Consider the following 8,452-nt stretch of genomic DNA (forward strand, 5'->3'; position numbering starts at 1 on the left):
ACACGGCAGGCGTATGATGCGCTGTCTTTTTCACTCTTCGGGATACTGACCGGGATGCAGATTGCAATTTTGTCACAGAACAAAACCTTATATTCCACACGCCGTTTGGTGGAGGCCGCCCAAGAACGGGGTTATCAGGTGCAGGTGATCAATCCACTGGAATGCTACATGAATATCAGCATGCAGCAGTCCAGTATCCATATCGGGGGCGTTGAGTTGCCGCCCTTCGATGCGGTGATCCCGAGAATAGGCGCCGGCATTACCTTCTACGGCACGGCTGTGGTGCGTCAGTTCGAAATGATGGCTACCTATACACTCAATAGCTCCATGGGGATCTCTCGCTCGAGGGATAAGCTGCGCTCCATGCAGTTATTGTCCCGCAAAGGCATAGGACTGCCAGTGACAGGTTTTGCCAATAAGCCCAGCGATATTCCGGATCTTATCGACATGGTCGGTGGTGCTCCCTTAGTGATTAAACTTTTGGAAGGTACTCAAGGTATAGGTGTGGTACTGGCCGAAACCCGTAAGGCGGCCGAGAGTGTGATTGAGGCCTTTATGGGTCTTAAGGCCAACATCATGGTGCAGGAATATATCAAGGAGGCTCAAGGAGCCGATATCCGCTGTTTTGTCCTTGGTGAAAAGGTGATTGCTGCGATGAAGCGCCAGGCTCTGCCGGGAGAGTTTCGCTCCAACTTGCACCGGGGCGGCACGGCAACCTTGGTAAAGTTGTCTCCGGAGGAGCGTTCAATCGCGGTGCGTGCCGCCAAAACCATGGGGTTGAATGTCGCCGGTGTCGATATTTTGCGCTCCAACCATGGGCCTGTGGTGATGGAGGTCAATTCTTCACCCGGGTTAGAGGGTATTGAAGCCGCTACCGGCAAAGATGTTGCCGGCGCCATCATAGAGTTTATTGCCAAGCAGAAGCGCAAGAGTAAGGCGCCCAGTGAAGCCTGATTTCGCTAATGGAAAAGTGTTAATCAATGCTATAAAGCCTTCTTCTGCGGCGCTATACTCAAAGTCAATTCTTATCTGATGCAGGAGTAACTATGGGACTCAAGTGGATAGATTCATTGGACTTGGCTTTGGAGCTGCTGGAAGCACATCCCGATGTGGATCCGCAGCAACTGCATTTCCCTGAGCTTTACGAGTGGATATTGGCGTTGGAAGCCTTCGATGATGATCCCAAACACTGCAGCGAGAAAATCCTCGAAGCCGTGCAGCAATGTTGGATAGAAGAAAAGTAGCGTTCGCTGGCTGAAAGCTGATCCCGGTCAAATTATCACCATCTGGAGTCAACTATATTTATTCGGTTAATAAATTGTTGAACCCAGATTTTCCGGAGGTGAGTCATGACACGTATTTTCGCCTGTAGTTTTGGATTATTTGCCCCGGCCGTGCTTGCGCATTCAGGACACGGTGGCATAGGTTTTTTTCATCATTTACCGCCGTTTATGCCTTTGTTGCTGTTGCTTATTTGTCTCGGTCTCGGCTATTTGTGGCTCAAGCATAGGCACTGAACCGAGAATTACCTGGCTTGTATCATAGCTTTTACTGAAGGGCTTATCAGATAAGATTAGGATTTGACGCGATTATTTCGTATAATCCGCGCGAATTTTTAAACTCGCTGATTAAGGAATCTAGTCATGGCGATCGAACGTACTTTTTCTATCATTAAGCCTGATGCGGTAGCCAAGAACCACATAGGTGCTATCTACAACCGTTTTGAAACTGCCGGCCTGAAAATTGTTGCCGCCAAAATGGTTCACCTGACCAAAGAACAAGCCGAAGGTTTCTACGCTGAGCACAGCGAGCGTCCTTTCTTTGGTGCTCTGGTTTCTTTCATGACTTCTGGTCCTATCATGGTTCAAGTTCTGGAAGGTGAAAACGCCGTTCTGGCTAACCGCGAAATCATGGGTGCTACCAACCCAGCAGAAGCTGCCCGTGGTACTCTGCGCGCTGACTTTGCTGACAGCATCGATGAGAACGCTGTTCACGGTTCTGACGCCCTGGCTTCAGCCGAGCGTGAAATCGCTTATTTCTTTGCTGCCGATGAGCTGTGTCCTCGCACTCGTTAATTAACAGCAAATAGACAAAAGGGAGCCAATTGGCTCCCTTTTTGTTTGATTTTTGTATGAATTGAAAATGCGACCTATATCGCATTTTTTATTAAAAGCGTCGTTCTAACAACAGGTTAAAAAATAATCTTTGTAACGGATTTGTATCGATACAAAATGATACGAATTCACGGAACCCGGCATGGATCCTGTAAAATCATCATTAGATCTTAATTGATAAGATGCTTGTGTTTTACAAATTAAACCAGGTATAAACATATTGTTATCATTTAAGTGATTGATAATATTGCTGTTATTGGTATGTTTCTCGTTTGGGGGGCTGAGTATTACATAGAATAAGAACACGGTGTTCCCTCCCTGCCACCGTGCTTTGTAAAAGGAATGAGAATATGTCAACGCAGACTGCCGTCGCTAAGGCTATCCGCTTTAGTCTGTTTGCTTTTGTTTCCACATCAATCCCTACAATGGCTTACGCTGCCGATGAGGCTCAAGCCACTGAACAAGTCGAACGTATTGAAGTCACGGGTTCCCGTATTAAACGCACCGATATGGAGAATGCTTCCCCCATCGTGGTAATGAGCGCTGCTGATATTGAAAAAGGCGGCTTCAACTCGGTTCAGGATGTGCTGGGTAACCTGTCACAAAACTCAGGTGGTTCCATGACCCAGCAGGAAGTCCATGGTTTTACTCCTGCGGCATCATCGGTCAACCTGCGTGGCGTGGGGGCCGGTCGGGTATTGACCCTAATCAACGGTAAGCGGGTGCCTAAGTATCCTTTTGGTGCCGGTGGTACAGACAGCTTTGTGGATACGGCCAATATCCCACTGGGCGCGATTGAGCGTATCGAAATCCTGACTACGGGTGCTTCGGCGATTTATGGCTCAGATGCCATGGGTGGGGTTATTAACATCATTCTTAAGAAAGATGTTGAACAGACCACCTTCAAGTATCGTTTCTCCGATACGGATGAAGGTGGCCTGCGGAACAACCAGTTCTCCTTTATGACAGGTGTCAGCAGTGACACGGCCAACCTGACTTTCTTTGCCGAATATGAAGACAGAACGGCGCTGAAAGGAACAGATCGCCCAGAGTGGGGCACAGATATTGTCGACGGTCAGCCATACTCGGGTTACAGCTCCTATGGCGCCAACCTGGTGCAGGATCTTGGCAACAACAAAACTGAACTGGAAAAGACCTTGTCACCGGCCGAGTGTGAGGCCCGTGGTTATGTGGTGATGGAAAATGGTCGCTGTGGTTTCGACCGCTCCAAGCAGCGGGATTTCCTGCCGGAGCAGAAGCGTTACTCCACCATGATCAACCTCACCAAGGAGCTGAATGCGGATCATCAGCTGTATTCCCGCATCGATTACACCCACTCCTCGACTTTTACCGAGATTGAGTCTGCGACAGTGGGCAATGACTTCATGTTCAATGTAGCCGGCGACAGCGTAACCATTGCCAATAAAGACAAGGGTATGTCCCAGACCTTCAAAAAGGACACCGCATTCGGCGGTGACTTTGCCAATGCTGCAGATGGCGATTACTTCTACACCCGCCGTATGAGTGAGCTGGGGCCACGTACCTCTGACTTTGAAACCAATAACTTCTCTTTCATCATAGGTGCCAAAGGCTTTTTGACCGACAGTATCGAGTATGATACTTCCTGGTCTATTGCGCGTCAGACAGTGGAATCCCGCAGCTCAGGCTCGCCGACTCATCAGGCTATGTTTGACTATCTGACCTCAGGCGAAAACGGCAAGTCTTTGATGGATGTGATCTCTCCTGAAGATGCGGCGCTGCTGAACTATGAAGGTAACAAGAAGGGACAATCTACTCTGTCCAGCTTTAGCGCCGGCATCAATGGCGATGCGTTCCAACTAGCCGGTGGCACAGCCGCTTACGCCGTGGGCCTTGAGTACAGCAAGGAGTGGTTCTACGATAAATCTGACAGCTTCACCTCCAACGGTGGCGTTATAGGCAAGGGGGGCAGCAGCGCCGAAGGTGAACGTGAACAGTATGCTGCCTATGCCGAACTGGCCTTGCCACTCTTGGATCAGTTGACCATGACATTGGCCGGACGTTATGACTACTATGATGATGAGTCTGATGTTGGTGGTCAGTTTACTCCGCAAGTGTCACTGGAATACCGTCCAATCGATAGCCTGATGCTGCGTGCTTTGTATGCCGAGACCTTCCGCGCACCGGATATGCAGCGTTTGTTTGGCGATCCCACCACTGGCTACAGCACTGTTATCGATACTCCGCGCTGCGAAGCCTATGACGAATGTGACAAGATTGAGTCTTTACCTATTGCTATCGGTGCCAACCCAGAGTTGGAAGCCGAAGAGGGTAAAAACTACAACCTGGGTCTGGTTTGGGACTACGAAGGTATCAACCTGACGGTAGATTACTGGATGGTTGAAATCGATAATCTGGTGAATGACCCAAGTGCACAGTACATTTTGGATCACGCCGATGCCTTTGCCGATAAAATCATTCGCGACAGTGAAGGTAAGTTGCTGAAAGTGAACACCCAGGCGATGAATATGTCTTCCCGTGAGACTGCCGGTATCGACTTCTCCTTGGGCTATCGCTATGAAACCGAGAGCTATGGTGAATTCAGCAGCCGCCTGGAAGGGACTTATCTGACCCGTTGGAAGGAAAAGCTGACTCCGGATTCTGAAGAGCTGGATCTTATCGATGGTGAAGGTTCTGCGCCTCAGCTGCGTGCCAACCTGAACCTGGGATGGTCTTACAACGACTTCTCCACCAACCTTCTGTTCAAATATATCGACAGCATGAACGGTGAGCGGATGGACTACTTTGTTGAAAATGGCCTAGATAGCCAGTACTCAGTGAAAGTTGACAGTCATGTGGAGGTCAACCTGGCTGCCAGTTACTTCATCTATGACAATCTTAAGGTTTCGGCAGGTATCAACAACCTGTTTGATTCAGGCCCTGAGATCGATTACACCCAGTCCAGCTGGCCTCATTACCCAAGAGCCTATTATAACGTTATCGGACGTGAATATTATGCAGGGGTAGAGTTTACCTTCTAATCATATTTAAATTTAAAAACCGGCTTAGTTTAAGCCGGTTTTTTTATGCCTGCTTTTAGTAAATAAGGACTATATTCGATACGTTTTAATTCATATGTTGTTTTGTTGTTATATTTCTTCTCTTGGCGATTAATTTGTTATTTTTGTTTGTTGTGCCAGATTATTTCATTGAAGTAATATTTTTAACTATTTGAAAACTCAAGTATCAATATGTATCAACTTGGCCTTTTGGTAGCTATCTTGCTGATTTTTATTGATTAAATCTAATGCTGTTGAATGCCTGCGTAATTATCTGTATCAATTTGTTGTTGCCTAGTTGTTTTGGTGGTTTTTAATGTTGACCAAATTGTTTTATTTGTGGAATATCATCGTAAGCATTGCAATATGCTTGCAAATTTTAAAACAAAAATAATCAGATATTTCTCACAAAAGAAACATCAGGGAGACAAGTATGAGTTCCATCAGTTTAACTGCAAAGGCAGTTCGTCGCGGTTTACTTGCTGCGGCAGTTACGGGAATTGCATTCAGCGGATATGCCACTGCTGAGGAAGCAAAAGAAGGCAAAGTTGAGCGGATCGAGGTAACAGGTTCACGTATCAAGCAAGTGGATATGGAAACGGCTTCACCTGTGACTGTTATTACTGCAGCCGATCTTAAGGTTACCGGGGAAACTTCGGTTGCCGATGTATTGAATAACTCCAGCATTAACAGTTTTGGTTCCTGGCGGGGTATGTCCGGTTATGGTGCCGGAGCCAGTGCCACCAGTGATGTAAACCTGCGTGGCTTGGGGTCTCAGGCAACGCTTATTCTGCTTGATGGTCGTCGCATGCCAGGTACCAGCTCAAGCTCAGGAACCGTTGCCGATACTTCCAGCATCCCCATGGCGATTGTTGAGCGAATCGAGATACTGCGTGATGGTGCCTCGGCGGTTTACGGTTCAGATGCGGTTGCCGGGGTAATTAACATTATTACCAAGAAAGACTTTGAAGGTGTTGAGCTGAACTACACCGGCGAATCTCCGGATGTGGAAGGCGGTGATTCTTCACGCTTTTCCGTGGCCGCTGGTTTTAGCACAGATAAGGGCAATATCACCCTGACGTTCGAGCATTATGATGCCACTTCTGTTTATGATCGCCACATATGGGACGAAGGCGGTGCCGACTGGTTCTTGAATAACGGCAGCTCTTACAGCCCTTCACCCAGCGGTTACTACAATACCGGAGTCTTGAATGAGAAGGGAGAGGAGATATATGACTTCTACTATAACGCCGATACCTGTGCTCAGACTGATGCAACCCAGGAAGCCGCTTCACGCTGCCTGTATGATCCAGGCTCTGTGACCAAACTGTTTGGTAATGTGAACCGCAACAGTATTCTGTCAAACTTCAATTATCAGCTGACCGATGATATTCAATTCCGTGGCCGCGCTTCTGCCAGCCTGAGTGAAACGAATACCCGTTACGCGGGGACTCCGGTTTCAACAAATCAGCCGGTAATGGACGCCGATAATCCGCTGAACCCTATCGATAAAGATCTTACTCTTTATATGAGATCGGCACAGATTGGTCCGCGGGATACCACCACTGAAACCAACTCAATCGACTTCCTGGCCGGTTTGGTGGGTTATTGGGATGTGGGCAATGGCATCGACTGGGAAATCAATGCCCAGCATACCCGCTCAACCACTGACTCATTCAACTACAACCTGATCAACGATAATATCGTTCAGGATCTGATTGATTCTGGTGAGTACGACATCTTCAATACTACAGGCATGAGCTATGAGGATTGGAATGCTCAGATGACCGATCTTTATGGTCAAGCGGCCCACACAGGTGTGTATCAGGCACAATTCAACAGCACCCAATTTGATGGTTTGCTGTCCGGCATGCTGTATGAAGGCAATGGCGTTACTTTGGCCGCGGTTGTCGGTGCCGAGTATGAAATGATTGAGTTCGTACAGCTGAGTGATCCGCAATCAGCTGCCGGTATTATCTCAGGTGGTTCAGGTGGTGATGATGTTGATGCAACCCGGGATCGTAGCTCAGGCTACGTAGAGCTGCAATCTTCATTGCCGTACAATATCGACTTGTCAGCCGCGCTGCGTTATGAGCGTTACGAGCAGGAGGGCAACATAGCTTCTGGCCATGTATCTTCTACTTTTGATTCAGTCGTACCTAAGCTTTCTGCCAGCTGGCGTCCGGTTGATTCCCTGTTGTTGCGTGCCAGCTGGGGTGAGTCTTTCCGAGCCCCGAATATGGGCGAAATGTTTGCCGGTGAAGCATTGAGCTTTGAATACGCGCTTGATTCTCTGTGGTGTGCCGATAATTCAGATGAAAACTATTGTGCCAATAACCAACAGCATAAAACTTTCTACGGCGGTAACCCCAACCTGGATGCAGAAGAAGGTGAATCCCTGACTCTGGGCTTTGTCTGGAACGTGACTGACGATTGGAGTATTGAGACTTCATATTATGACATCAGCTACGACAACAAGATTGAAGTGGTCGATGTTGACGATTTGATCCGTGAAGAAATTGCCAATGGTGGTTCTCAATACATAGTTCGTGGCAGTGATGGCAAGATTGAGACCATTCACAGCCAGTATCGTAACCTGAGTGCCCTGGAAACTTCCGGCTTTGACTTTGTCACCAGCTACAACCAGGAAACTGATTTCGGTGATTTCCGTCTGAAGCTGGAAATGACTCATGTGTTGGATTACAAGACCAAGGCCGATGCTGAGTCTGACTTCTTCGATGAAGCCGGTCTACAGGATCTTCCACAGTGGCGTGGCAGTGCATCGGTTAACTGGACCCGTGATAACTGGAGTGCTGCTTGGACTACCTATTACATAGGCAGTCAGGATTCAGGAGCTGATATCTATAAGAATGATGACTTGATTGATGTGTCCAGCTACTTCAAGCATAACGTTCAGCTAACTTATGCTCATAACTGGAATGGTTCTGTCACTTTGGGTGTAAATAACCTGTTCGATGAAGAAGCGCCAACTTGGTATAGCTACGATGGTTATCGTGATGTCAACACTGGTTTGTACGACGTACTGGGCCGCACTTGGTTTGTGACCATTAATCAGAAGTTCTGATAAAACGCCGATCCTCCCTTACGGCTTAGCCCCGTCATTTTGACGGGGCTTTTTTATCAGTTCTTAAACGTCAAAATATAACCTCAAACAAAAAAGCAACCTCTGGGGTTAATGCCGTTCACTTAGTGTGAACGGCATTTTTCTTAGGCTTAATGGGATACTTGTTTTTACTCATTTTTAACGCACGTGGATAGGCTCTATCCCGTTTCCCATCA

The 8,452-nt window shown here is 47.7% G+C and carries 5 protein-coding genes; all 5 read left to right on the plus strand.

Annotated elements, in window-relative coordinates; translation table 11 throughout:
* Nucleotides 1-54: 54 nt before the first annotated feature.
* Nucleotides 55-954 carry a 30S ribosomal protein S6--L-glutamate ligase gene (gene rimK / locus CX651_RS17175; RefSeq protein WP_101057148.1) on the plus strand — a complete coding sequence of 300 codons (900 nt, stop codon included), beginning with the start codon at nucleotides 55-57 and terminating at the stop codon, nucleotides 952-954.
* A 92-nt stretch (nucleotides 955-1,046) separates the two neighbouring features.
* The gene (gene iscX, locus CX651_RS17180) at nucleotides 1,047-1,244 is read left to right on the plus strand and encodes a Fe-S cluster assembly protein IscX (protein WP_100142340.1); all 198 of its coding nucleotides are present in this window, start codon (nucleotides 1,047-1,049) and stop codon (nucleotides 1,242-1,244) included.
* 399 nt (nucleotides 1,245-1,643) lie between these two features.
* Nucleotides 1,644-2,075 carry a nucleoside-diphosphate kinase gene (ndk, locus tag CX651_RS17185; protein WP_025011497.1) on the plus strand — a complete coding sequence of 144 codons (432 nt, stop codon included), beginning with the start codon at nucleotides 1,644-1,646 and terminating at the stop codon, nucleotides 2,073-2,075.
* A gap of 389 nt (nucleotides 2,076-2,464) precedes the next feature.
* Nucleotides 2,465-5,134, plus strand: coding sequence for a TonB-dependent receptor (locus tag CX651_RS17190; RefSeq protein WP_101057150.1), 2,670 nt, complete (start codon nucleotides 2,465-2,467; stop codon nucleotides 5,132-5,134).
* A 451-nt stretch (nucleotides 5,135-5,585) separates the two neighbouring features.
* Nucleotides 5,586-8,237 (plus strand): TonB-dependent receptor, encoded by a 2,652-nt coding sequence (locus CX651_RS17195; RefSeq protein ID WP_101057152.1) that lies wholly within the window; start codon nucleotides 5,586-5,588, stop codon nucleotides 8,235-8,237.
* Nucleotides 8,238-8,452 lie beyond the last annotated feature (215 nt).

The organism is Shewanella chilikensis, from assembly GCF_002836945.1.
Classification (GTDB): domain Bacteria; phylum Pseudomonadota; class Gammaproteobacteria; order Enterobacterales; family Shewanellaceae; genus Shewanella; species Shewanella chilikensis.

Excerpts from the sequence above, each read along its gene's own strand:
- rimK (WP_101057148.1), top strand. The coding sequence starts at position 55 with ATGCAGATTGCAATTTTGTCACAGAACAAAACCTTATATTCCACACGC.
- iscX (WP_100142340.1), top strand. The coding sequence starts at position 1,047 with ATGGGACTCAAGTGGATAGATTCATTGGACTTGGCTTTGGAGCTGCTG.
- CX651_RS17195 (WP_101057152.1), top strand. The coding sequence starts at position 5,586 with ATGAGTTCCATCAGTTTAACTGCAAAGGCAGTTCGTCGCGGTTTACTT.
- ndk (WP_025011497.1), top strand. The coding sequence starts at position 1,644 with ATGGCGATCGAACGTACTTTTTCTATCATTAAGCCTGATGCGGTAGCC.
- CX651_RS17190 (WP_101057150.1), top strand. The coding sequence starts at position 2,465 with ATGTCAACGCAGACTGCCGTCGCTAAGGCTATCCGCTTTAGTCTGTTT.